The organism is Phycicoccus sp. Root101, from assembly GCF_001426245.1.
Taxonomy (GTDB): domain Bacteria; phylum Actinomycetota; class Actinomycetes; order Actinomycetales; family Dermatophilaceae; genus Pedococcus.
In genome coordinates, this window is record NZ_LMCM01000007.1 from 60,107 (window position 1) to 82,723 (window position 22,617).

General features: G+C 71.8%; 22 protein-coding genes. 10 read left to right on the forward strand and 12 right to left on the reverse strand.

The window, feature by feature from the left end:
• The first annotated feature begins 104 nt into the window (after nt 1-104).
• Nucleotides 105-1,088 (forward strand): hypothetical protein, encoded by a 984-nt coding sequence (locus tag ASC58_RS10935; RefSeq protein ID WP_157581459.1) that lies wholly within the window; start codon nt 105-107, stop codon nt 1,086-1,088.
• Nucleotides 1,089-1,113: 25 nt separating this feature from the next.
• On the opposite strand, the gene purF is transcribed toward ASC58_RS10935, so the two are convergent.
• The gene (gene purF / locus ASC58_RS10940; protein WP_056916300.1) at nt 1,114-2,652 is read right to left on the reverse strand and encodes an amidophosphoribosyltransferase; all 1,539 of its coding nucleotides are present in this window, start codon (nt 2,650-2,652) and stop codon (nt 1,114-1,116) included.
• A 30-nt stretch (nt 2,653-2,682) separates the two neighbouring features.
• On the reverse strand, nt 2,683-2,910 hold the full coding sequence (locus tag ASC58_RS10945) for a hypothetical protein (RefSeq protein ID WP_056916299.1): 228 nt from the start codon (nt 2,908-2,910) through the stop codon (nt 2,683-2,685).
• A 96-nt stretch (nt 2,911-3,006) separates the two neighbouring features.
• Between ASC58_RS10945 and ASC58_RS10950 the strand changes: the two genes are divergently transcribed.
• The 4 genes from ASC58_RS10950 to ASC58_RS10965 all read left to right on the forward strand — a co-directional run bounded on the left by ASC58_RS10950 (nt 3,007) and on the right by ASC58_RS10965 (nt 6,895).
• Nucleotides 3,007-4,575, forward strand: coding sequence for a molybdopterin-dependent oxidoreductase (locus ASC58_RS10950; protein ID WP_157598461.1), 1,569 nt, complete (start codon nt 3,007-3,009; stop codon nt 4,573-4,575).
• 214 nt (nt 4,576-4,789) lie between these two features.
• The gene (locus ASC58_RS10955; RefSeq protein WP_056916297.1) at nt 4,790-5,428 is read left to right on the forward strand and encodes a fasciclin domain-containing protein; all 639 of its coding nucleotides are present in this window, start codon (nt 4,790-4,792) and stop codon (nt 5,426-5,428) included.
• A 73-nt stretch (nt 5,429-5,501) separates the two neighbouring features.
• Nucleotides 5,502-6,050: an ECF RNA polymerase sigma factor SigK gene (gene sigK / locus ASC58_RS10960; protein ID WP_235529196.1), complete on the forward strand. Its 549-nt coding sequence runs from the start codon at nt 5,502-5,504 to the stop codon at nt 6,048-6,050.
• Nucleotides 6,047-6,895, forward strand: coding sequence for an anti-sigma factor domain-containing protein (locus ASC58_RS10965; RefSeq protein WP_056919338.1), 849 nt, complete (start codon nt 6,047-6,049; stop codon nt 6,893-6,895). Before sigK ends, ASC58_RS10965 begins: the two co-directional genes overlap by 4 nt.
• On the opposite strand, the gene ASC58_RS10970 is transcribed toward ASC58_RS10965, so the two are convergent.
• Both ASC58_RS10970 and ASC58_RS10975 read right to left on the reverse strand, forming a co-directional pair.
• The gene (locus ASC58_RS10970; RefSeq protein WP_056919339.1) at nt 6,888-7,760 is read right to left on the reverse strand and encodes an LLM class flavin-dependent oxidoreductase; all 873 of its coding nucleotides are present in this window, start codon (nt 7,758-7,760) and stop codon (nt 6,888-6,890) included. The two genes, ASC58_RS10965 and ASC58_RS10970, sit on opposite strands and share 8 nt — an antisense overlap.
• 54 nt (nt 7,761-7,814) lie before the next feature.
• The gene (locus ASC58_RS10975; RefSeq protein ID WP_056919340.1) at nt 7,815-8,873 is read right to left on the reverse strand and encodes a hypothetical protein; all 1,059 of its coding nucleotides are present in this window, start codon (nt 8,871-8,873) and stop codon (nt 7,815-7,817) included.
• A gap of 117 nt (nt 8,874-8,990) precedes the next feature.
• Between ASC58_RS10975 and ASC58_RS10980 the strand changes: the two genes are divergently transcribed.
• From ASC58_RS10980 to ASC58_RS10990, 3 genes are all read left to right on the forward strand, one after another.
• Nucleotides 8,991-10,037, forward strand: a complete 1,047-nt coding sequence (locus ASC58_RS10980) for a zinc-dependent alcohol dehydrogenase family protein (protein ID WP_056919341.1) — start codon at nt 8,991-8,993, stop codon at nt 10,035-10,037.
• 2 nt (nt 10,038-10,039) lie between these two features.
• Nucleotides 10,040-10,918 (forward strand): spermidine synthase, encoded by an 879-nt coding sequence (locus ASC58_RS10985; RefSeq protein ID WP_200947807.1) that lies wholly within the window; start codon nt 10,040-10,042, stop codon nt 10,916-10,918.
• Between the two features lie 64 nt (nt 10,919-10,982).
• Nucleotides 10,983-12,017: a Gfo/Idh/MocA family protein gene (locus ASC58_RS10990; protein ID WP_056919342.1), complete on the forward strand. Its 1,035-nt coding sequence runs from the start codon at nt 10,983-10,985 to the stop codon at nt 12,015-12,017.
• 72 nt (nt 12,018-12,089) lie between these two features.
• Here ASC58_RS10990 and ASC58_RS10995 read toward each other — a convergent pair whose 3' ends face one another.
• From ASC58_RS10995 to purS, 6 genes are all read right to left on the reverse strand, one after another.
• A complete protein-coding gene (locus ASC58_RS10995; RefSeq protein WP_056916291.1) occupies nt 12,090-12,452 on the reverse strand; it encodes a sterol carrier family protein in 363 nt (120 codons plus the stop codon).
• Nucleotides 12,453-12,679: 227 nt separating this feature from the next.
• A complete protein-coding gene (locus ASC58_RS11000) occupies nt 12,680-13,435 on the reverse strand; it encodes a histidine kinase dimerization/phospho-acceptor domain-containing protein (protein ID WP_056919343.1) in 756 nt (251 codons plus the stop codon).
• Between the two features lie 96 nt (nt 13,436-13,531).
• On the reverse strand, nt 13,532-14,728 hold the full coding sequence (locus ASC58_RS11005; RefSeq protein ID WP_082553208.1) for an ATP-binding protein: 1,197 nt from the start codon (nt 14,726-14,728) through the stop codon (nt 13,532-13,534).
• Between the two features lie 54 nt (nt 14,729-14,782).
• On the reverse strand, nt 14,783-17,083 hold the full coding sequence (gene purL / locus ASC58_RS11010; protein ID WP_056919345.1) for a phosphoribosylformylglycinamidine synthase subunit PurL: 2,301 nt from the start codon (nt 17,081-17,083) through the stop codon (nt 14,783-14,785).
• On the reverse strand, nt 17,080-17,751 hold the full coding sequence (gene purQ / locus ASC58_RS11015) for a phosphoribosylformylglycinamidine synthase subunit PurQ (RefSeq protein WP_056916287.1): 672 nt from the start codon (nt 17,749-17,751) through the stop codon (nt 17,080-17,082). The genes purL and purQ overlap by 4 nt, the downstream gene beginning before the upstream one ends.
• Nucleotides 17,748-18,020 (reverse strand): phosphoribosylformylglycinamidine synthase subunit PurS, encoded by a 273-nt coding sequence (purS, locus tag ASC58_RS11020; RefSeq protein WP_056916286.1) that lies wholly within the window; start codon nt 18,018-18,020, stop codon nt 17,748-17,750. Before purS ends, purQ begins: the two co-directional genes overlap by 4 nt.
• A gap of 181 nt (nt 18,021-18,201) precedes the next feature.
• On the opposite strand from purS, the gene ASC58_RS11025 reads away from it, so the two are divergent.
• Nucleotides 18,202-18,642, forward strand: a complete 441-nt coding sequence (locus tag ASC58_RS11025; protein ID WP_056919346.1) for a nitroreductase family deazaflavin-dependent oxidoreductase — start codon at nt 18,202-18,204, stop codon at nt 18,640-18,642.
• A 69-nt stretch (nt 18,643-18,711) separates the two neighbouring features.
• On the opposite strand, the gene ASC58_RS11030 is transcribed toward ASC58_RS11025, so the two are convergent.
• Both ASC58_RS11030 and ASC58_RS11035 read right to left on the reverse strand, forming a co-directional pair.
• Complete coding sequence (locus tag ASC58_RS11030) at nt 18,712-20,103, reverse strand: pyridoxal-dependent decarboxylase (protein ID WP_200947808.1); 1,392 nt, start codon at nt 20,101-20,103, stop codon at nt 18,712-18,714.
• Between the two features lie 27 nt (nt 20,104-20,130).
• Nucleotides 20,131-21,027: a phosphoribosylaminoimidazolesuccinocarboxamide synthase gene (locus ASC58_RS11035; protein WP_056916283.1), complete on the reverse strand. Its 897-nt coding sequence runs from the start codon at nt 21,025-21,027 to the stop codon at nt 20,131-20,133.
• 174 nt (nt 21,028-21,201) lie between these two features.
• Between ASC58_RS11035 and ASC58_RS11040 the strand changes: the two genes are divergently transcribed.
• Nucleotides 21,202-22,602: an MFS transporter gene (locus ASC58_RS11040; RefSeq protein ID WP_056919347.1), complete on the forward strand. Its 1,401-nt coding sequence runs from the start codon at nt 21,202-21,204 to the stop codon at nt 22,600-22,602.
• The last annotated feature ends 15 nt before the right edge of the window (nt 22,603-22,617 follow it).

Consider the following 22,617-nt stretch of genomic DNA (forward strand, 5'->3'; position numbering starts at 1 on the left):
CGGATGGAGGGCGCCCGTCCACAGGGGGGTCAGGCGGTGCCGTGGCCTCCACAGCTCGTCGGTGCAGGCCACTCCGCACGGGCTTCACGGGACAGCGTCGTCGCATGACCACGGCAGACGTCCTGACCCCACGGACGACCGGCTGGCGGAGGAGTGCTGCCGCCCAGCTGCCCGACGCCGTCGATGGCGTCCTGTCCCGAGACCTGCTGGCAGGGATCGGCATCGACGACCGCATGATCCGTCGGGAGGTGTCTGCCGGACGCTGGCGCCTGCACGGCAGGCAGACCGTCGCCCTGCACACCGGCCCGCTGGGTCCCGGCGGCTGGCGACGACGGGCGGTGTGGGAGGTGGGCGTCGGGATCGCTGCCCTCGACGGGGTGAGCGCCCTGCAGGCGGCCGGCCTCACCGGGTTCGAGGACGCGATGGTCCATGTGTCGGTCAAGCACACCGCGGCAGTCCAACCCGTCGTAGGCGTGCGCGTGCACAAGCTGGCCCGGAGAGTCGAGGACGAGGTGATGACGCCGGGGGTGCCGAGAACCCGCCCGGCGCTGGCCGCGGTGCGAGCTGCCCGATGGGCCACCAGCGACCGCCAGGCGGCGCTCCTCCTGGTGATGCCCGTGCAACAGCGCCTCTGCACCGGTGCCCAGCTGCTCGAGGCAGCCCACACGACCCGCGGGCGCACGCGCAGGCGGCTCATCCCGATGCTGGCACGCGACATCGCCCTCGGCGCAGAGTCGCTCGGGGAGCTCGACTTCGCCCGACTCTGCCGGAACCGTGGCCTGCCGGAGCCGAGCCGCCAGGTCCTGCGCCACGGCGTGCGCGGACGGGTGTACCTCGACGTGGCGTGGGAGGACATCGGTCTCGCCGTGGAGATCGATGGCGCCGGCCACCAGATGGGCTTGTCCGTGACTGACGACCACCTCCGCCAGAACGAGCTCGCCCTGACCGATCACACCGTCCTGCGCATGAACCTCGTCGGGCTGCGACTCGAGGAACGGCGCTTCATGGACCAAGTGGTCACCGCCCACGCTCGGCTGAGCGTCGGCCACCTGCCTCGTTCGAGGTATTCAGCCACCAGATCCCGGTAGGCGAATACCTCGAACCGGGGGAGTCCTAGGGGCGGGTGAGGGCGTCCGCGGCGCCGCCGCCGACACCCAGGGTCACCCCGTCGACGTCGAGGGGCAGGGTCTCGAACAGGTTCTTGCCCAGCCGGCTGGAGTCGGGGAGCTCGAGCGGGTACTTGCCGGAGAAGCACGCGGTGCACAGCTGGTCGGCCGGCTGCTCGGTCGCCGCGATCATGCCTTCCTCGCTGATGTAGCCGAGGGAGTCGGCGCCGATCGAGGTGCAGACCTCCTCGACGCCGATGCCGGTCGCGATGAGCTCCGCCCGAGTGGCGAAGTCGATGCCGTAGAAGCAGGGCCAGCGCACCGGCGGGCTCGAGATCCGCACGTGCACCTCGGCCGCCCCGGCCTCACGCAGCATCCGCACGAGGGCCCGCTGGGTGTTGCCGCGGACGATCGAGTCGTCGACGACGACGAGGCGCTTGCCCTTGATGACCTCGCGCAGCGGGTTGAGCTTGAGCCGGATGCCGAGCTGGCGGATCGTCTGCGACGGGGCGATGAAGGTGCGCCCCACGTAGGAGTTCTTCACCAGGCCCTGGCCGTAGGGGATGCCCGACTCCTGGGCGTAGCCGATGGCCGCAGGTGTTCCCGACTCCGGCGTCGGCATGACCAGGTCGGCCTCGACGGGGTGCTCACGGGCCAGGGTGCGACCCATCTCGACGCGGGACTCGTGGACGCCGCGCCCGTTGATCGTCGTGTCGGGGCGGGCGAGGTAGACGTACTCGAAGACGCAGCCCTTGCGCGCGGTCTCGGCGAACCGCTGTGAGCGCAGGCCGTCCTCGTCGATGGCGATGAGCTCACCGGGCTCGACCTCGCGGATGAGCGAGGCGCCGACGATGTCGAGGGCGGCGGTCTCGGAGGCGACGACCCAGCCACGGTCCAGGCGGCCCAGGACCAGGGGACGGATCCCCTGCGGGTCGCGCGCGGCATACAGGGTGTGCTCGTCCATGAACACGAAGCAGAAGGCGCCCTGCAGCTTGGGCAGGATGTCCATCGCCGCCGCCTCGAGCGAACGGTCGGGGTCGTCAGCGAGCAGGGCGGTGACCAGGGCGGTGTCGGTCGTGTTGCCCCGGACCAGCTCGCCGCCGCCGTGGGCGAACCCCTCCTCGGCGCGGGAAGCGACCAGCTCGCGCAGCTCGGCGGAGTTGATGAGGTTGCCGTTGTGGGCCAGGGCCACCGTCGACTCGGCGTGGCCGCCGAGGGTGGGCTGGGCGTTCTCCCACGTGGAGCCGCCGGTCGTGGAGTAGCGGCAGTGGCCGACGGCGAGGTGTCCGCGCAGGGAGGCGAGCGACCGCTCGTCGAACACCTGGGACACCAGGCCCATGTCCTTGTAGACGAGGATGCTGCGCCCGTCGGAGGTCGCGATGCCGGCCGACTCCTGCCCGCGGTGCTGCAGGGCGTAGAGGCCGTAGTAGGTGAGCTTGGCGACCTCCTCCCCGGGAGCCCAGACGCCAAAGACCCCGCAGGCGTCCTGCGGGCCCTTCTCGTTCGGAAGGAGGTCGTGCGTCAGCTGTCCGTCGCCACGTGCCACGTGGCTCAGTGTCCCACAGGGGGAACGGCGTCAGTCGCGGCGTTCCAGAAGCACGGCCACCACCGCGGCCAGGAGCCCGAACACGCAGGCGCCGAGGACCCCCAGGAACAGCACCGACGACGACTCGCTGTAGGAACGGCCGAACTCCGTGGTGTTGCTGCCGCCGTAGTAGGCGAACACCGAACCGACGATGAAACCGAGGATCGCCCCGGTGGAGATGAAGGCGACGAAGTTCGGGTAGCGACGGGTGGGAGGCACGGGTCCACGCTACCTCCCCCTCCCAGAGGCCTTGCCGGGCCCTGATCGACGCCACCCCTACCCATCCGTTGCCCCCGGCGGGTACGAATGGAGGTCATGGAACCCACTTCGAAGAGCCAACGCCTCAGGTATGCCGTCAGCGGCCTGCTCGCGGCCCTCACCGGTATGGCCGTGGGTCACCTCGTCGCAGCCCTGGTCAACCCGGCGGCCTCGCCGGTGCTGTCCGTGGGTTCGACGGTCATCGACGCCACCCCGACCCCGGTCAAGGAATGGGCGATCCAGCATTTCGGCACCAACGACAAGCCCGTCCTGCTCTCCAGCGTCGCTCTGGTCACGGCCCTCGCGGCCCTCGGCATCGGCCTGCTGGCCCGCAAGCGGCCGAGTGCAGCCGGCGTCCTCGTCGTGCTGCTCGCCGGCCTGGCCGGACTGGCCGCGATGCTGCGACCCACCGCCTCGCCGGTCGACATCCTGCCCGCGTTCGCCGCGGCGGTCGTCGGCGTCGGGGTCCTGTTCGGGCTCCTGCGCCTGCTGAGCACCGGCGCCACCGAGGCGGCCGCTCACGAGTCCCCGCTCGACCACTCCGCGCAGGCCCCGGGGGTCGCCTCGACGACCGGGCGACGCAACTTCCTCATCGGTGCGGCCGGCGCCACGGTCGGTGCAGCCGCCGTCGGCACGCTCGGCCAGAAGCTGGCCGTTCCGCCCACGCTGCCGTCCTCGGTGTCCCTGCCCACCCCGCAGAACACCGCGCCGGCCCTGCCGGCCGGGCTGGAGACCAAGGTCAAGGGCATCAGCGCCTTCAGCACCCCGATCAAGGACTTCTACCGCGTCGACACGGCCCTGGTCATCCCGCGCATCGACGTGAAGAGCTGGAAGCTCGAGATCGGCGGGGACGTGGACAAGCCCTACTCGATCACCTTCGACGAGCTGCTCAAGATGCCGATGATCGAGAAGTACATCACCCTCAACTGCGTCAGCAACGAGGTCGGCGGCCCCTACATCTCCTCGACCCTGTGGCAGGGCGTCCGCATCAAGGACCTCCTCGAGCGCGCCGGGGTGAAGGCGAACGTCGACCAGATCCTGAGCGAGTCGACCGACGGCATGACGATCTCGACCCCGATCGAGGCTCTCACCGACGACCGCGACGCCATCATCGCCGTGGCGATGAACGGCGAGCCGCTCCCGCCCAAGCACGGGTTCCCCGCGCGGATGGTCACGCCGGGCCTCTACGGGTTCGTCGGCGCCACCAAGTGGGTCACCAAGCTCACCGCGACGACGTACGCCAAGGACAAGGCCTACTGGACCGAGCGCGACTGGCTCATCGACGGGAAGGTCAAGACGCAGGCTCGCATCGACACGCCCCGAGGCCTCGCGACCTACAAGCCCGGGAAGATGGCTGTCGGCGGGGTCGCGTGGGCCCAGGGCCGCGGCATCGAGAAGGTCGAGGTCCGCGTGGACGACGGCCCGTGGCAGAAGGCCACCCTCGGACCGGACGGCGGCACGGACTACTGGCGCCAGTGGTTCTGGGAGTGGGATGCAAAGAGCGGTCGCCACGACCTGACGGTGCGCGCCACCGACGGCACCGGCACGGTCCAGACCCAGGAGAAGGCCGACCCGTTCCCCGGTGGAGCGTCCGGCTACCACTCGATCGTCGTGCTCGTCTCCTGACGAATCATCAACAGCCGCAACACTTTGAAGTGATGCGGCACCGAGGCCCCTGCTGAGCCGCTCTGGCTCGGCAGGGGCTTTGGCGTTGTCCCGCAACGGTTTCGAGGGACCGCCGGGGCAAAAACTCGAAAAAACTTTCACCAGAGTCCAATCCGCCTCCCGAGCAGGGCCGAATGCCAGATGTCAGAACGTCACTGAAACAAGGAGCCACATCATGCGACTCGCACGCCGCAGCACCATCGCCGTCCTCGGCCTCGCCCTTCCCCTGAGCCTCGCCGCCTGTGGGAACTCCGGTTCCGACGCGGCCTCCACGTCCTCCTCCTCGTCCCCGATGTCGAGCAGCTCGAGCTCCTCGTCCTCCAGCACCACCGACGACATGGCCGCCAAGCCGTTCGGCTCCGGTTGCGCCGCCGTTCCCACGAGCGGCAAGGGCTCGTTCTCCGGCATGGCCACCGACCCGGTCGCCACCGCCGCGAGCAACAACCCCGCGCTGTCCACCCTGGTCACCGCCGTCGGCGAGGCCGGCCTGGGCGAGACCCTGAACTCGGCCAAGGACATCACCGTCTTCGCCCCGAGCAACGACGCGTTCAAGGCCGTCCCGAAGGCCACGATGGACGCCGCGATGAAGGACCCGAAGGGTCTGCTCACCAAGGTCCTCACCAACCACGTCGTCGAGGGTCGCCTGACCCCGGAGACCCTGGCCGGCGAGCACAAGACCCTGGGTGGCGGCACCATCACCGTCGAGGGTTCCGGCGAGTCCTTCAAGGTCGGTACGGCCAACGTGGTCTGCGGCAACGTGCAGACCGCCAACGCCACCGTCTACATCATCGACGGCGTCCTGCTCCCCAAGTAAGCCCGGATCAGCGATGATGGTGTCCATGGCAGCGACTTCCTCAGGTCCCAACCCGACTTGGGGAGGTCCTGCCGTGGCACCGGACCTCAGCGAACTGCTGCGGATGTGTTCCCTCGGGGACGAGTCCGCGTTCGCCAAGCTGTATGACGCGGTGTCCTCCCGGATCTACGGGTTGGTGCTGCGCGTCGTACGGGATCCGGCGCAGTCCGAAGAGGTCGCCCAGGAAGCCTTGCTCGACATCTGGCGCACCAGCGCCCGGTTCGACCCCGAGCGTGGGACCCCGGTGAGCTGGATGCTCACCATCGCCCACCGCAAGGCGGTCGACCGGGTGCGGTCCGCGCAGGCGTCCACCAACCGCGAGGACAGCTACGGTTCCCGGAACCAGGAGCGGTCCTTCGACCAGACGGTCGAGACGGTGGAACGTCGGCTGGACGCTCAGCGCGTGCGCAACGCGATGGACTCCTTGACGGAGACCCAGCGCAAGGCGGTCGAGCTCGCCTACTTCGGTGGCTACACCCATACCGAGGTCGCTTCCCTCCTCGGCGTTCCCCTGGGAACGGCGAAGACCCGAATACGTGACGGACTCATCCGTCTGAGAGACACCCTGGGGGTGCAGCAATGAGTGCCGACGTCCACAGCCTGGTCGGTGCCTACGCCGTCGATGCCATCGACGAGCATGAGCGCGCAGCGTTCGAGCTCCACCTCTCCGAGTGCCCCGAGTGCATGGACGAGGTGACGAGCCTTCGCGCCGCTGCTGCCAGCCTGTCGCTCGTCAGCGAGGTCGCTCCCCCGGCCGCCCTGCGTGACGCGGTCCTGGCCGGCATCCGCACGGTGCGCCCGCTGCCCCCGCTCGAGCAGCCCGGGGACGCCCAGCACTCCCTGACCACCAGCACCGCCGGCCCGACCGGCACCCCTGTCGCCCGCATCCCCGTCGTCAGCGACGACGGCGAGACCGAGCCGGCACCCGGCGTCGGTCCGGCTGCCCTGCCATCGAACGTCGTGCCGATGCGCCGTCGCCGCCCCGTCGCCGAGTGGCTCGTCGGCGCAGCCGCCGCAGTGGCTCTCATCGCCGGTGGCATCGCGTGGAGCCCTTGGGACAACGGCACCGGGAACCAGCAGATCTCCGCGTCCGAGCAGGTCCTCGAGGCCAAGGACGCGCAGCGCGTGGTCCAGACCGTCGACGGCGCCAAGGTGACCATCGTCCGCAGCCCGTCGCTGGGCAAGGCCGTGATCATCGCCGACAACATGCCGGCGGCCCCCGACGGCAAGGACTTCCAGGTCTGGTTCAACCAGCCCAACCAGGGCATGGTCAGCGCCGGAGTCATGCCGCACGGCAGCGCACCGACCGTGGCCGTCATGCTCGACGGCGACGCCAGGAGCGCCCTGGCTGCCGGGATCACCCTCGAGCCGGCGGGTGGCTCGAAGTCGCCGACGACCGCGCCCCTGGCGCTCTTCGCCTTCAGCTGAGTCGGCGCAGGGCGTCGAGACGCCCGGCCACCTGCTCCAGCACGGCCTCGGACCCCGCGTACGGCGCGCTCGTCCGGGGCCAGTGCGTCACCACGTCCGTGAAGCCGAGCTCCGCGGCCCGACCCACCAGCTCCTCGAAGAGCTCGGGGCTCTCGAGCGAGAACCTCGGCGAGCCGTCGAGCGACAGGTAGCGGTCGATCGGTCGCTCACGCCCAGCGGTCGACTCGGCCTCGTCGAGCAGCTCGCTCAGCGCGGCCACCCCCGACCACCACTCCTCCAGGGTGTCGCCACCCCGGCCGTAGGTGACCCAGCCCTGCCCGAGCCGGGCCGCGAGCCGCAGCGACCGCGGTCCGTTCGCCGCGACGAGGAACGGCACCCGTGGTCGTTGCACGAAACCCGGCAGGGTGCGCGCGTCGACCGTCGTGAAGTGAGCACCGTCGTGCGACACGTGGTCCTCGCGGGACAGCCGGTCGAGCACCTCCACGAACTCGTGGAACCTCTGCACCCGCTCCTTGAGGGGCCGTTCCTCGCCGAGGATCCGCGAGTCGAGGTCGCCACCGGTGCCGAGGCCGCAGATCAGGCGACCCCCTGAGATGTCGTCGACGGCCAGCAGGTCGCGCAGGAACGTGTACGGGTGCCGGTAGTTCGGTGAGCTGACGAAGGTGCCGAGCCGCATCGTCGAGGTCACCGTGGCGGCTGCGGTCAGGGTCGGCAGCGCCCCGAACCACGGGGAGTCCGGCAGGCCGGCCCACACGAGGTGGTCGTAGGTCCAGGCGTGGTCGAAGCCGTACTCCTCGGCCCGGCGCCACAACGGCTCGGCGACGGACCAGCGGTGCTCGGGAAGGATCGTGATGCCAAGGCGCATGCAGGGAGGGTATGCCGCGCGACAGGACGCGGCCCGTCCCACCCGTGCCCACGGTCACCCCAGCGGCAGCCGGTAGACGACGTCGAGGTCGTGGGCCGAGATCCACACGGCCGAGTCGTCGGCGGCGACGCTCCCGCTGCCGCCGGCAGGTCCGTACCGCGCGACCACCTCGTTCGTCGCCGGGTCGATCTTGGCGACCAGGGCGTCCGACACCCGGGCCCAGACGAACCCGCCCCCCACGGCCAGGTCGCCACCGTCGACCGCCCCGCCGTCCACCTTCACCGTCGCCACGACGGCGTTGGTGGACGGGTCGATCCGCGAGACCGTCCCGTCGATGTTGTTCTGCACCCACACCGCCCCCGCTCCGACCGCGAAGAACCGGGCCCCCTGACCTGCCGCCACCTTCGCCACGACCTTCTGGGTGCGCGGATCGAGGCGGAGCAGCTCGCCCCTGATCGGGTCGGTGAGCCACAGCCCACCCAGCCCTGCCCGTGCCGCCACGACGCCGTCGGGGATGGCTGTCCGCGAGACGACCGTGTTGCTCTTCGGGTCGATCCTGACGAGCTGGTGCTGCGGCGGGGCGGTGACCACCCACACCGCCCCTTCCCCGCTGGCGACAGAGCCCTCCTCGAGGATCTGCAGCCCTGTCAAGGTGACGCGTGCCTGCACCCTGCCGTTCGACGGATCGATGCGCAGGACCGATGCCGACGTCGGGTCGCAGGCCGCTGCCCAGAGGGAACCGAAGCCGGAGTCCATCGCCGTGCACGTCTCCGCACCTGCGTTGGCGATGGACGTCCGCGGACGTCCGCGGTCATCGAGCTGCTGGACCACCCCGCCCTCGGGTCTGCTCACGGCCGTCCACAGGTGTCCCTCGACGACCTGCATCCAGTCGGCGTCCTGGACACTGAGTGCCGTCCCGCCGGCCCCGACGAGGTCGCTGACCGGTGGCCAGCCCTTCGTCGAGGGTGCCGAGGTCGTGACGGCGGACGAAGACGACGACGCCTTGCCCGGGCCATCGGTCGCACCGCTGCAGCCGGCCGAGCCCAGGCAGGCAAGGACGGCACCGGCGACGAGCCAGCGGCGGCGGCCACCTCGACTGCTCAACACCGCCATGGCTCTCCTCCGGGTCGGAACGCACGCAGACCTGACCACCATGCCCGAGGCAGTGCCCGCACGGCATCCGTGGAACCACGTAGCGTCCCTCCGCACGCCCCGTGGGAGGCTGGGTCCATGAAGGCCACGATCCTCCACGCGCCCGGCGACATCCGTCTCGACGAGGTCCCCGACCCCGTCCTCGTCGCCCCCACCGACGCCCTCGTTCGCGTCACCGCCTCGTGCGTCTGCGGCAGCGACCTGTGGCCCTACCGCGGCATCAACGACGTGACCGAGCCGACCCGCATCGGGCACGAGTTCGTCGGCATCGTCGAGGAGGTCGGCGCCGAGGTGCGCAGCCTGCGCCCGGGCGACTTCGTCATCGCACCGTTCATGTACTCCGACAACACCTGTCCGCACTGCCGGGTCGGCATCCAGTCGCGGTGCTCGCACGGCGGGTTCTGGGGCGGCAACGACCGGGACGGTGTGCTGGCCGACGGCGGCCAGGGCGAGTACGTCCGCGTCCCGCTGGCCGACGGCACGCTCGTGTCCACCCGTGAGGTCCCGGACGACTCGCTCGTCCCGTCGCTGCTCACCCTGTCCGACGTCATGGGCACGGGCTGGCACGCGGGTGTCGCCGCCAAGGTCTCCGAGGGCGACACCGTCGTCGTCGTGGGCGACGGGGCGGTCGGTCTCAGCGGGGTCCTCGCTGCCGCCCGCATGGGGGCCGAGCGCATCATCGCGCTCTCACGGCACGCCTCGCGCCAGGCGGTCGCCCGCGACTTCGGGGCCACCGACGTCGTCGAGGTGCGCGGCGACGAGGCCGTCGCCGCGGTCAAGGAGCTCACCGACGGCGTCGGTGCGGACGCCGTGCTCGAGTGCGTCGGCACCAACGAGTCCATGCACACGGCCATCGCCGTCGCGCGGCCCGGCGCCACCGTCGGGTACGTCGGTGTGCCGCACGGCATCGAGTACCCGGTGCGCGACATGTTCGTGCGCAACGTCGGGATCGCGGGAGGCATCGCCCCCGCGCGCCAGTACCTGCCGCAGCTGCGCGACGACGTCCTCGCCGGCACGATCAACCCGGGCGCCGTGTTCGACCTCGAGCTGCCGCTCAGCGAGGTCGCCGAGGCGTATGCCGCGATGGACGAGCGCCGCGCGATCAAGTCGCTGCTGCGCCCCTGACGATGGGCCGCGACCGTGGGTCGAGGCGCACGCCCGACAGCCGCGCCGACACCCGCGCCGACCCCGCCGACGAGGCCGGCACCTCGCCGGTCGAGTTCGTCGACGACGGCACCGGCGGCACGGTCGTCATGATCGACGGGCACCCGCAGTCCTACGTCCAGCTCGGCGACCCCCGCCTCCTCGTCTTCGAGTACGTCCAGTTCCTCGCGGCCGTGGTCGACGTGCTGCCGGAGGGACCCGTGGCCGCCACCCATGTGGGTGGGGCCGGCCTGACCCTCCCCCGCTACGTCGCCCACACCCGACCCGGGTCGCCGCAGATCGTCCTCGAGCCTGCGCAGGACGTGACCAGCGCCGTGCGCCAGACGCTGCCGCTGCCGCGTGGTCACCGGATCCGGGTGCGCCCGGTCGACGGTCGCAGCGGGCTGCGCCAGCTCGCCGACGGCAGTGCGGAGCTGGTGGCCGTCGACGCGTATGCCGCCGGCCGCGTCCCTGCCGAGCTCACCTCGACCGAGTGGTTCACCGACGTCGCCCGGGTGCTCGGGGCGGGCGGTCTCCTCGCGATGAACACCGCCGACGAGCCCAGTCGTCGCCACCTCGCCCGCCTGCACGCCACGATCGCCACCGTCCTGCCGCACACGGCGGCGATCGCGACCTCCGAGGTCCGCAAGGGTCGACGCTTCGGCAACACCGTCCTCGTCGCGAGCGCCCAGCCCCTGCCCCTGACGGCCCTGGCCCGCAGGGTCGCCATGACGGCCTTCTCGGCCACCTTGCTGCACGGTCCGTCGCTGGCCAGGACCCTCGGGTCGGCGCAGCCGTTCACCGACGAGGACGCCGAGGCCTCCCCCGAGCCACCCCGCGTCGAGGGCTGGCGCGTGCGCTGAGGCGCACGGGCTGACGGGCGGCTGCCCCGCGCCATGCCGGGGTCGACGCGGCAGGATGGAGTCCATGACCTCCGCCCTCAGGCTGCCCGCCCCGCGCGTCCCCGACCCCCGCTCCGCACCGGTGCTGCGCTGGGGCGTGATCGCCCCGGGCGGCATCGCCCGCACGTTCGGGCGGGCACTGCGCGCACGGACGGGCCAGGAGCTCCGGGCGGTGGCCTCGCGCAGCCTCGACCGGGCGCAGGAGTACCAGCGGGAGTTCGACGTCGAGGTCGCCTACGGCTCCTACGAGGAGCTGGTCGCGGACCCGCACGTCGACGCCGTGTACGTCGCGTCGCCGCACTCCGAACACCTGGCCCACGCCCAGCTCGCCCTGGAGGCGGGCAAGCCCGTCCTGGTCGAGAAGGCGTTCACGCGCACCGGTGCCGAGGCGCGCGCCGTGTTCGACACGGCGGAGCGCGCCGGGCTGTTCGCCATGGAGGCGATGTGGACGCGGTTCCTCCCCCACATGGACGTCGTCCGCCAGGTCCTCGAGCAGGGGCTGCTCGGTGAGGTGCAGGTGGTCGCCGCCGACCACGGTCAGAAGCTCTATCCCGACGGACCCCAACGGCTCAGCGACCCGGCCCTCGCCGGGGGTGCCCTCCTCGACCTCTGCGTCTACCCGATCTCGTTCGCCTCCATGGTGCTCGGCGAGTTCGACTCGCTGTCCGCGACCGGGCTCCTCACCACCGAGGGCGTGGACGCCCAGGAGGTGGTCACGGTGCAGAACGCCGCCGGGGCCCTCGGGCTGCTCAGCGCCAGCATGGTCTCGAGCACCCCCACGACCGCGTCCATCTCCGGGACCCGGGCGCGTCTGGAGTTCACCGGCGCCTTCTACGGCCAGTCGACCATGACCCTGCTGTCGCCCCACGACGAGGTGCTCGACGTCCTCGAACCCAGCGACCGCGAGCACGGCCTGCACCACGAGATCGTTGAGGTGGCTGCCTGCGTCGACGCCCGGCTGCTCGAGTCGCCGCTCCTGCCGTGGGCCGAGACGCTGCGGGTCATGGACGCCATGGACGCCGTGCGCGAGCAGATCGGGTTCCGCCTGCCCGGCGAGTGATCCGCGCCCGTACGCTGCCCGCGCGTGCTGCGCCGAGGTCCGGGACGTGGGCAGGGCGCGCAGGTGGTGGGGTCAGACCAGGGGGAGGTATGCCGTGAGGTCGGCCCGGTGGCCGCTGACCCGCAGGCTGCCCGCCTCCCAGGCCCCGTCCCAGCTCAGGGAGCCGGTGGCCACCTGCAGCCACGTCTGCGCGTCGGTCTCGACCACGTTGGGCGGGGTGCCTCGCGTGTGGGTCGTGCCGGACACGCACTGGACCGCGCCGAACGGTGGCACGCGCACCTCGACGCTGCGACCGGGCGCGACCGTCGCGAGCTCCTCGAGCGCGTAGCGCACGGCGGTGGCCAGGTCCGCGCGGGCGAGGTCCGCACCCTCTGCCTGCCAGCGTTGCACCGCCGAGCGTCCAGCGGCGACAGGGACTCGGCGGCGCGGCGGCATGCCTCCATCGTAGGCAGCGAGCAGGGGGCGGCCGGACGCGGCGGTCCGACGCGACCGGCCGGCGCGGGTCGCTCGCGACCTGTCGGCGGCGGCTCCAGGGAATGGGTACTTCTACCCATGTACGCCTGTCGGTGGGCAGGCCTATGGTTCACGACAGGGGACACCACAGGGGACGAACGGCCCGGCCACGCAGGGGGAAGCGTGACCGGGCCGCTCGCTGTGTCGGGTCAGCGTCGGTCCGGTCTGCGGCCGTCCGCCGGCCCGGCGTCGGCACCAGAGGACCGGGCCACGTCCAGCAGCTCGGCGATCATGGCGCCCATCCCTGCCGCCGAGGACTCGGCCCGGGCCAGCAGCTGGGCAGCGTTCGGGGAGTCGATCAGCTCGGGACTGCCCGCCGCGAGCTCGATGAACCACGTGAGGGCGGCGAGCGGGTTGCGAAGGTCGTGGCAGACCTGTCCGGCGAACTTGAGCAGGTGGTCGTTGGAGCGCGCCAGCTCACGGGACACGAGCCGCAGCTCGAGGAGGTCGACGGCCTGGTCGGCCAGGGCTCCGAGCGCGCGCCCACCTGCGACGGACAGGTTGCGCGGGACGTCGTCGAAGACGCACAGGGTCCCGATCGGCACCCCGGCCGGCGTGACGAGCGGGCTCGAGGCGTAGAAGCGGACGTTGGCGATCTCACCGGTGACGAACGGGTTGGCCTTGAAGCGTTCGTCGACCCGGGCGTCCGGGACGGCCACCTGCACCGGGTCGCTGAGGACCTGGGCGCACATCGACTCCTCACGCGAGCACACCGCAGCGAGCAGGCCCACCGCTGCGATCTGGTGCTGGTGGCGGTCGTCGATGATGTTGATGACCGCGGTCGGGACGTCGCACATCGCTGCCGCCAGCTCGACGAGCCGTTCGAGATCCGGTTCGGCCGGAGCGCCGACGACGTCGTACTCCTCGATCGCCTCGCGGCGTGCGAGGTCCTGGACCGTGCTCATCTCGCTCCCCCCAGGGATTCCCACACCCACGTCCCCCTCTCGTCAGCTGCCGGCCGGTCGCCCCCTCGGTCCCCGGTCCCCGTGGCCGTTCTCGTCCTACCCGCTGCCCTGTGACTGCGGCCGGTCCGGGAAGGACACCCAGACGCTGGCGCCGCCGAGCTCGGAGTCGACGATGCCGATGCGGCCGCCGTGCGACTGCACGATGCGGCGGCACGTGCTCAGGCCGATGCCCAGTCCTTCGACGTCCTGCTTGTCGTCCCCCCGGGCGAGCAGCTCGAAGACGCGGTCGCGGTCCTGCCTGGGCACCCCGGGACCGTTGTCGTCCACGGTCACCCGCCAGCCGCCGGTGATGCGCTCGGCGCCGACGCGGACCACGGGCTGCCCGGTACCGGCTGCGGCACTGAACTTCACGGCGTTGGCGACGAGGTTCTGGAGCAGGGCGCGAAGCAGCGTGGCGTCGCCGGACACCTTGGGCAGGCCCTCCACGCGGACGTCGGCCCTGGCGTCGGCGATCTGGGCGGACAGGTCCTCGAGCACGGCGTCGGCCTCGCCCTGGAGGTCGACGATGCCCTTGCGCCCACCGCCACCGATGCGGGCGAAGTCGAGCAGGTCGCCGATCATCGCGGTCATCCGCGCTGCGGACGACTCGGCCCGCGCCAGCAGCTCGGCAGCGTCAGGGGCGTCAGCGAGCTCCGGGCTGTCGGCGGCCAGCTCGAGGAAACCGGTCAGCGCCGCGAGCGGGTTCCGCAGGTCGTGGCTGACCTGCCCGGCGAACTGCGTCAGCTGCTCGTTGGAGCGCGCCAGCTCACGGGTGAGGCGGCGCAGCTCCAGGACGTCGACCACCTGCTCGGCCAGCACCCCCAGGGCCTTGCCCGCTGCCACGGACAAGCGGCGAGGCACGTCGTCGAAGACGCACAGGGTGCCGATCGGCACGCCCGCCGGCGTGACGAGCGGGCTGGAGGCGTAGAAGCGGACGTTCGCGATGACGCCCGTGACGAACGGGTTGTCCGCGAAGCGCTCGTCGAGGCTCGCGTCGGGCACCGCCACGAGCTGGGGGTCGTGCAGGACCCGGGCGCACATCGAGTCCTCGCGGGAGCAGACCGCAGCAGACAGCCCGATCGCTGCGATCTGGTGCTGCTGACGGTCGTCGATGATGTTGATGACCGCCGTCGGGACGTCACACACGGCGGCGGCCAGCTCGACGAGGCGCTGGAGGTCGGGTTCCGCCGGGCGTCCGACGACCTCGTACTCCTCGATCGCCTCGCGCCTGGCGAGGTCCTGCCCTGAACTCACGACACTCCTCAGTGGGACCCGTCGACATCGTCGTCGACCCGGAAACCGGACGAATCAGCCGGCGAAGACCTCTCGCAGCGTACGCGTGTGGACCTGCGTCATGGCGGACAGACCCACCGTGAAGTGACCTTGCACGTCCAGCCCGTCGGTCTCGTCGTCGACCACACCGATGCGCGCGTGGACCTGGCCGCGGGCGGTGCACATGTCGGTGAACCGCACCTCCTCCGAGCGCGGCACGCTGACGACGACACGGGCGGTCGACTCGCTGAACAACGCGGTGAACGCGTCGATGCCGTCGCGCTCGCAGACCTCGTCGAGCCAGATCCGCGCGCCGACGCCGTACCGCATGGTCGCCTCGGCCAAGGCGATGGCGAGGCCACCGTCGGAGAGGTCGTGCGCGGCGTCGACGAGACCGTCCCGGCTCGCGTTGACGAGGATGTCGCCGAGCAGCTGCTCGGCCCCGAGGTCGACCTTCGGCGGCAGCCCGCCGAGGTGGCCGTGGACCACGTGCGCCCACTCGCCGCCTGCGAGCTCGTCGCGGGTCGAGCCGAGCAGGTAGATCACCTGGCCGGGGGCCTTCCAGCCAGACGGGGTGCGGCGGGAGACGTCGTCCATGACCCCGAGGACACCGATGACGGGCGTGGGGTGGATGGCCGTGTCACCGGTCTGGTTGTAGAAGCTGACGTTGCCGCCGGTCACCGGGATGCCGAGGGTCTTGCAGCCCTCGGCGATGCCCTTGACCGACTCACGGAACTGCCACATGACGCCCGGGTCCTCCGGGGAACCGAAGTTGAGGCAGTCGGTGACGGCGAGCGGGACGGCGCCGGCGGTCGCGACGTTGCGGTAGGACTCGGCGAGCGCGAGCTGGGCCCCGGTGTAGGGGTCGAGCTTGGCGAACCGGCTGTTGCAGTCGGTCGAGATGGCCACACCGCGGCCGGTCTCCTCGTCGACGCGCACCACCCCTGCGTCGTCGGGCATCGCGAGCGCGGTGTTGCCGAGGACGTAGCGGTCGTACTGGTCGGTGATCCACGACTTGTCGCACAGGTTCGGCGACCCGAGCAGGGTGAGCAGGTCGGACTTCAGGCCCTCGCCGTCGACGGGACGGGCCAGCGTGCCGGTGCCGTTCGCCTGGAGCTGGTCGAGGTAGTCCGGACGGGCCAGGGGCCGGTGGTAGGTCGGGCCCTCGTGGGCGACCGACCGCGGCGGCACGTCCACGATGACCTCGCCGTGCCAGGTGATGACGAGGTGGTCGCCGTCGGTGACCTCCCCGAGCACGGTCGCCTCGACGTCCCACCGGTCGGTGATCGCCATGAACTCGTCGAGCTTGCCCGGCTCGACGACGGCCATCATGCGCTCCTGGCTCTCCGACATGAGGATCTCCTCAGGTCGCAGGGAGGCGTCGCGCAGCGGCACGCGGTCGAGCTCGATCTGCATGCCCCCGTCACCGTTGGAGGCGAGCTCGCTGGTGGCGCAGGACAGCCCCGCACCGCCGAGGTCCTGGATGCCGTCCACGACGTGCGCGGCATACAGGTCCAGACAGCACTCGATGAGCACCTTCTCGGCGAACGGGTCGCCGACCTGGACCGCAGGACGCTTGGTGGGACCACCCTCGTCGAAGGTCTCCGAGGCGAGGACCGACACGCCGCCGATGCCGTCGCCACCGGTCCTGGCGCCGAACAGGATCACCTTGTTGCCGACGCCCGAGGCCTTGGCGAGGTGGATGTCCTCGATGCGCATGGCACCGACGCACAGGGCGTTGACGAGCGGGTTGCCCTGGTAGCAGTCGTCGAAGACGACCTCGCCGCCGATGTTGGGCAGGCCGATGCAGTTGCCGTAGCCACCGACACCGGCGACGACGCCCGGGAGCACGCGCTGGGTGTCGGGGTGGTGCAGGTTGCCGAAGCGCAGCGGGTCCATGACCGCGATCGGCCGGGCACCCATCGACATGATGTCGCGGATGATGCCGCCGACGCCGGTGGCGGCGCCCTGGTACGGCTCGACGTAGGACGGGTGGTTGTGCGACTCGACCTTGAAGGTGACCGCCCAGCCGTCGCCGATGTCGACGACCCCGGCGTTCTCACCGATGCCGACGAGGAGCTTCTCGCGCATCTCGTCGGTGGTGTTCTCGCCCCAGAGGGAGAAGTGCACCTTGGACGACTTGTACGAGCAGTGCTCGCTCCACATGACGGAGTACATCGCGAGCTCGGCGCTGGTGGGGCGGCGGCCGACGATCTCGCGGATCTCGGCGTACTCGTCGGGCTTGAGCCCGAGCTCGCTCCACGGCTGCTCGGTGTCGGGGGTCGTCGCCGCGTGGGAGACCGTGTCGAGCGTCGGACGGTCGACCTGGGCCGTCATGCTGAAACCACCTGTCGCAGAACAGAAGTGAAGAAGGGGAGCCCATCGGTCGAGGGGCCGTAGCCCTCCTCCACGCAGTGCTCGGGGTGGGGCATGAGGCCCACGATGTTGCCGCGCTCGTTGCTGATGCCCGCGATGCCGCGGTACGAGCCGTTCGGGTTGTCACCGGCATACCGGAAGACCACGCGGCCCTCACCCTCGAGCTCGTCGAGGGTTCGCTCGTCGGCGACGAACCCGCCCTCGCCGTTCTTGAGGACGATCGTGATCTCCTGCCCGGCCTCGAAGTCGGAGGTCCAGGTGGTCGAGGCGTTCTCGACGACGAGCCGCTGGTCGACGCAGTTGAACTTGCGGTGGTCGTTGCGGATCAGCGCACCGGGGAGCAGGTGGCTCTCGCAGAGCACCTGGAAGCCGTTGCAGATGCCGAGCACCGGCAGCCCTCCCTGGGCTGCGGGGATGAGGGCGTCCATGACCGGCGCGAAACGGGCGATGGCACCGCAGCGCAGGTAGTCGCCGTACGAGAAACCGCCGGGGAGGACCACGGCGTCGACGCCCTTGAGGTCGGCGTCGCCGTGCCAGAGGCTGACGGCCTCGGCGCCGACGGCGCGCACCGCGCGGGCGGCGTCACGGTCGTCGAGGGAGCCCGGAAACGTGACGACCCCGACCTTCACTGGCCGGGGTCCGTGGTCTCGCCGTCGCTCGCGCGGACGGACACGACGTCCTCGATGACGGGGTTGGAGAGCAGCTTGTCCGCTGCCTCCCGCGCCGCCGCGAGCACCTCGTCGGTGACCTCGCCGTCCACGGTGAGGACGAAGCGCTTGCCCTGCCTCACATCCGTGAACTGCTCGAAGCCGAGCCGGGGGAGCGCCCCGTTCACGGCCTGACCCTGGGGGTCGAGGATCTCTGGCTTCAGCATGACGTCAATGACGACGTGGCCCATTCGGGTGTCTCCTGGGTTCAGCACGGGACTAGCGCGGGGGATGGAAGCGACCGCAGTCTATCCGGGCCACGGAGCAGGTATGCCGCGTGGTCACCTCCCGGACGTCCCCGCACGGCCGGGCGAGTGGTTGACACGTCGTGGCGCCCGGAGGAGCGTCCGTGGGGAGAGCCCGGGAGGCGCCATGAACACCGTGATGAAGACCGTGATGCGGACCGCCAACAAGGTGGGCGTCGGTGTCTACCGGGTGTCGGGCGGCAAGGTGGGGGGCAAGGGCTCCGGCGGTGTCCCGGTCCTGCTGCTCACCGTCCCCGGCCGCAAGACGGGGAAGCCGCACACCACCCCCGTCGGGTACTTCGAGCACGAGGGCGGCTACCTCGTCGTGGGGTCGGCGGGCGGGATGCCGGAGGACCCGCAGTGGTTCCGCAACCTGCGGGCCGCCGGTCGCGCGGAGGTGCAGCGGGGCCGGGCCACCGAGGCCGTCACGGTCCGGGAGCTGACCGGGGACGAGCGGGATGCTGCCTGGCGGGACGTGGTCCTCGTCCGCTGTCCACCCTTCGGCAAGTACGAGCTGAAGACGTCGCGGACCATGCCCCTCGCCCTCCTGACCCCCACGCGCGGCTAGTCCAGCGGGGCGGGGTCGGCTGCGCGGGCGGCGTCGGCTGCGCGGGGGCCTCGCCGGGGCCAGCCGGCGTCAGGTGCGCGCTGCGGCGAGGGCAGCCAGGACCGCCTCGACGGAGCGGTCGACGTCCTGCGAGGTCGTCATCCAGCCGGACACCGAGATCCGCATGACCGCGTCGCCGTTCCAGGTGCTGCCACCGATCCACGCCTCGCCGCCGGCCTGGACCCCAGCGAGGACCGCGCGGGTGACGTCGTCGGAGTCGTCGAACCGCACCAGCACCTGGTTGAGCACCACGTCGTTGAGGACCGCGACCCGTGCGTCGGCGGCCACCAGGGCCGAGGCGAAGCGGCGCGCGTGGGCGCAGGAGCGGTCCACGAGGTCGGCGACGCCGTCCCGGCCGAGCTGGGAGAGGGCGGCCCAGATCGCGAATCCCCTTGCGCGACGGGAGGACTCGACGACATACCTGTAGGGGTCGCGGCCCGCCCCGGGGACGACGTACGGCGCCTCCCACGACATGGCGGCGACGTGGGCGACGGGATCGCGGGTGGCGACGAAGGCGGAGTCGTAGGGGACGTTGAGCCACTTGTGGCAGTCCGTGGCCCAGGAGTCGGCGCGCTCCACGCCGTCGACCAGCGGTCGCAGCCGTTCGCTCGCCCCTGCCCACAGCCCGAACGCTCCGTCCACGTGCAACCACGCACCTGCCTGCGCGCAGAGGTCTGCCAGCTCCCCGAACGGGTCGAAGGCACCGGTGTTGACGTTGCCGGCCTGTGCGCACACGATGACCGGTCCCCCGTCCCGCCGGAGGACCTGCGCGAGGGCCGCGGGTCGCATCCGACCCTGCTCGTCGCTGGCGGCGACGTCGGGACGGCTGCCCAGGCCGGCGAAGCGCAGGGCCTGAGGCACGGTCGCGTGCACCTGGCCGCCGACGACGACCTGGATGCGGGGTGCGCCCTGGAGACCGTCGGCCTCGACGTCCCATCCCGCCCGCTCGAGCACCGCGTGCCTGGCTGTCGCGAGCGCCGTGAAGTTCGCCATCTGGGCGCCGGTCGGGAACCCGAAGGACGCCTGCGCCGGAAGGCCGAGCAGGTCGAGCAGCCAGCCGCCGGCGACCTCCTCGACGGCGGCCGCAGCCGGCGACATCACCTCGAGGCCGGCCACCTGGTCCCAGGCGACCGCGAGCCAGTCAGCGGCCATGGCGGCCTCGAGGGTGCCGCCCACGACGTACCCGAAGTAGCGCGGCCCGCTGGAGGCGACCAGTCCCGGGCCGACGGCGGCGGCGAGGCGCTCGACGACCTCCGCCGGTTCGGAGCCGCGGACCGGCACAGGTCCGCCGAGCGCCGCCCTCAGGCTCTGCGCCGTGACGTCCGGAGGCGCCCCGACCCGGCGTTCCCGCAGCCCGTCGAGGTGGGCGCGCGCAGCGGCCGACGCCGCGGCGAGGGCCGGGTGGCCCTCCAGGTCCTCCACGTCGGTGAGGCTACGCCCGCGCGGCGGTCAGGAGAAGGTGCGGCCGGTCAGGCGCTCGTAGGCCTCGACGTACTTCGCCCGCGTCTGCGCCACGACGTCCTCGGGCAGGTCGGGCGGAGCCTCGCCCGACGCCTTGTCCCAGCCGCTGGCGGACGAGGTCAACCAGTCGCGGACGTACTGCTTGTCGTACGACGGCTGCGGGTGGCCCGGCTCCCAGAGCTCGGCCGGCCAGAACCGGGACGAGTCCGGCGTCAGCACCTCGTCCGCGAGGACGACCTCGTCACCGTCGAGCCCGAACTCGACCTTGGTGTCGGCGATGAGGATGCCGCGCTCGGCGGCGATCTCGTTGCCGCGGGCGAGGATCGCGGTCGTGAGGTCCCGCACCCGCGACGCGAGGGGGGCGCCGATCTCGGCCTCCACGGCGGCATACGGCATCGGCTGGTCGTGCTCCCCCATCGGCGCCTTGGTGGACGGGGTGAAGACGGGTTCGGGCAGGCGCGAGCCGTCGACCAGGCCCTCGGGCAGCGCCACCCCGGAGACGTGGCCGTCGGCGCGGTACTCGGTGAGTCCGCCACCGGTCAGGTAGGCGCGGGCGACGCACTCGACGGGGAGCATCGCGAGCCGCTTGACCAGCACCGCCCGCCCGGCAACGGCATCGGGCACGTCGGCCGACACCACGTGGTTGGGCACGAGGTCCTGCAGCCGCTCGAACCACCAGAGCGACAGCTGCGTCAGGACGGCACCCTTGTCGGGGATCGGGGTGTCGAGGACGAAGTCGTAGGCGGACATGCGGTCGCTGGCGACGAGGAGCAGCTGGTCGTTCCGCGGCGTCCCCGACTCGTCGAGCGGGGCGTAGAGGTCGCGGACCTTGCCCGAGTAGACGTGGGCGTAGCCGGGCACCGTGAGCGGCTGGGAGGACGTCATGCACCACATCCTCCCAGCCGACCGGTGGTCCGCGCGTGCCGGTCCGGCGCCCTCGCCCGTGTTCAGTGAGCAGCAACCGTCGGAGTCCGCGTGCCATACCGACAGCTGCTGCTCACTCAACCGATCCTCGTGCGGCTTGACTTGAAGTCCACTTCATCTTTGAGGATGGCGGGCATGTCCACCGACACGGCGCAGAGCCGACCCACCGACCTGCCCCCGAGCCTGTTCACCCGAGCGCACCTCCCCTTCGCCATCGGGGCGGTGGCGCTCGTGACGCTCGGGGCGTTCGAGAACCGCGCGACGACGACGGTGCTGCCCACCGTCGCCCGCGACCTCGACGGGCTGTGGCTGTTCGGTGCGGCCAGCGCCGCACCGCTCGTGTCGTTCGTCCTCGCCACCGTTGTCGCCGGCGCCTGGGCCGACCACCGCGGGCCCGTCCGCCCCCTGCTGGCCGGGATGGCGGTCTTCGTCGCCTCCCAGGTCCTCATGGCCGTCGCCCCCGGTATGGCGCTGTTCACCGTGGGGCGGTTCGGCTCCGGCATCAGTGAGGCGTTCATGGACGTGTCGCTCACGGTCCTGCTCGCGCGGGCACTGCCAGAGGCCTTGCGGGCCAAGGTCTTCGCCGCGTTCGCAGCGGCCTGGGTGCTTCCCTCCCTGCTCGGGCCGCCGGTGGCCGGGCTCCTGGCGCAGACCTGGTCGTGGCGATCCGTCTTCGCCGTCGGCATCGCCCTCATGGTGCCGGCCGCCCTCCTGCTCCGACCGTCGATGCGCGCCTCCACGGCGGCCACCGGTCCTGCCACGCCGTGGACGGGACAGGAGCACCGAGCCGTGCGGGCAGCGGCCCTCGCCGCGGTCGGGCTCGGCGCCCTGACCGCTGGGGGGTCCCTCTTCGGTGGCAGCAGCACCGCCCGAGTCCTCGGCCTCATCCTGGTGGCCACCGGACTCGCCTGCACCGTCCCGGCGGTGCGCGCCGTGCTGCCGGCCGGCACGCTGCGGCTCGTCCACGGCATACCGGCCCTCGTGGCGTTGCGTGGGCTCGTCGCCGCGGCGTTCGGGACCGCGGGGAGCCTGCTGCCCCTCATGCTCACGACCATCCACCACCTCGGGCCGGCCGCCGCGGGCGTGAGCCTCACGGTGACGGGGCTGTGCTGGGCGGCGGGTTCGCAGCTGCACGGGCTCGACGCGGTGCAGCGACGGGTGGGGGCCGTGCGGCGGCTGCAGGTCGGGTTCGCCCTCATCGCCGTCGGGATCGCCGGACCCGCCCTGACCAGCCTCGGGCTGCTCCCGGTCGCACCCGGACTCGTGCTGTGGGGGGTCGCCGGGCTCGGCATGGGGATCGTGTCGCCGACGCTGTCGACCCAGCTGCTCCTTCTCGCACCCGTGTCCGACCAGGGCCGGATCACCGCTGCGTCGAGCCTGACCGCGTCGGTGGCCCAGGCCGTGGCGCTGGCCGGCGCCGGCGCGCTGATCGCCTGGCAGGCCCCGGCACTGCCCGGGTGGCTCTTCGCCGCCGTGATGGTGGGCAGTGCAGCGCTCGGGGCCCTGGGGTGGGCCGCCGCCCGCCGAGCCGGGTAGACCGTGCCGCTCAGT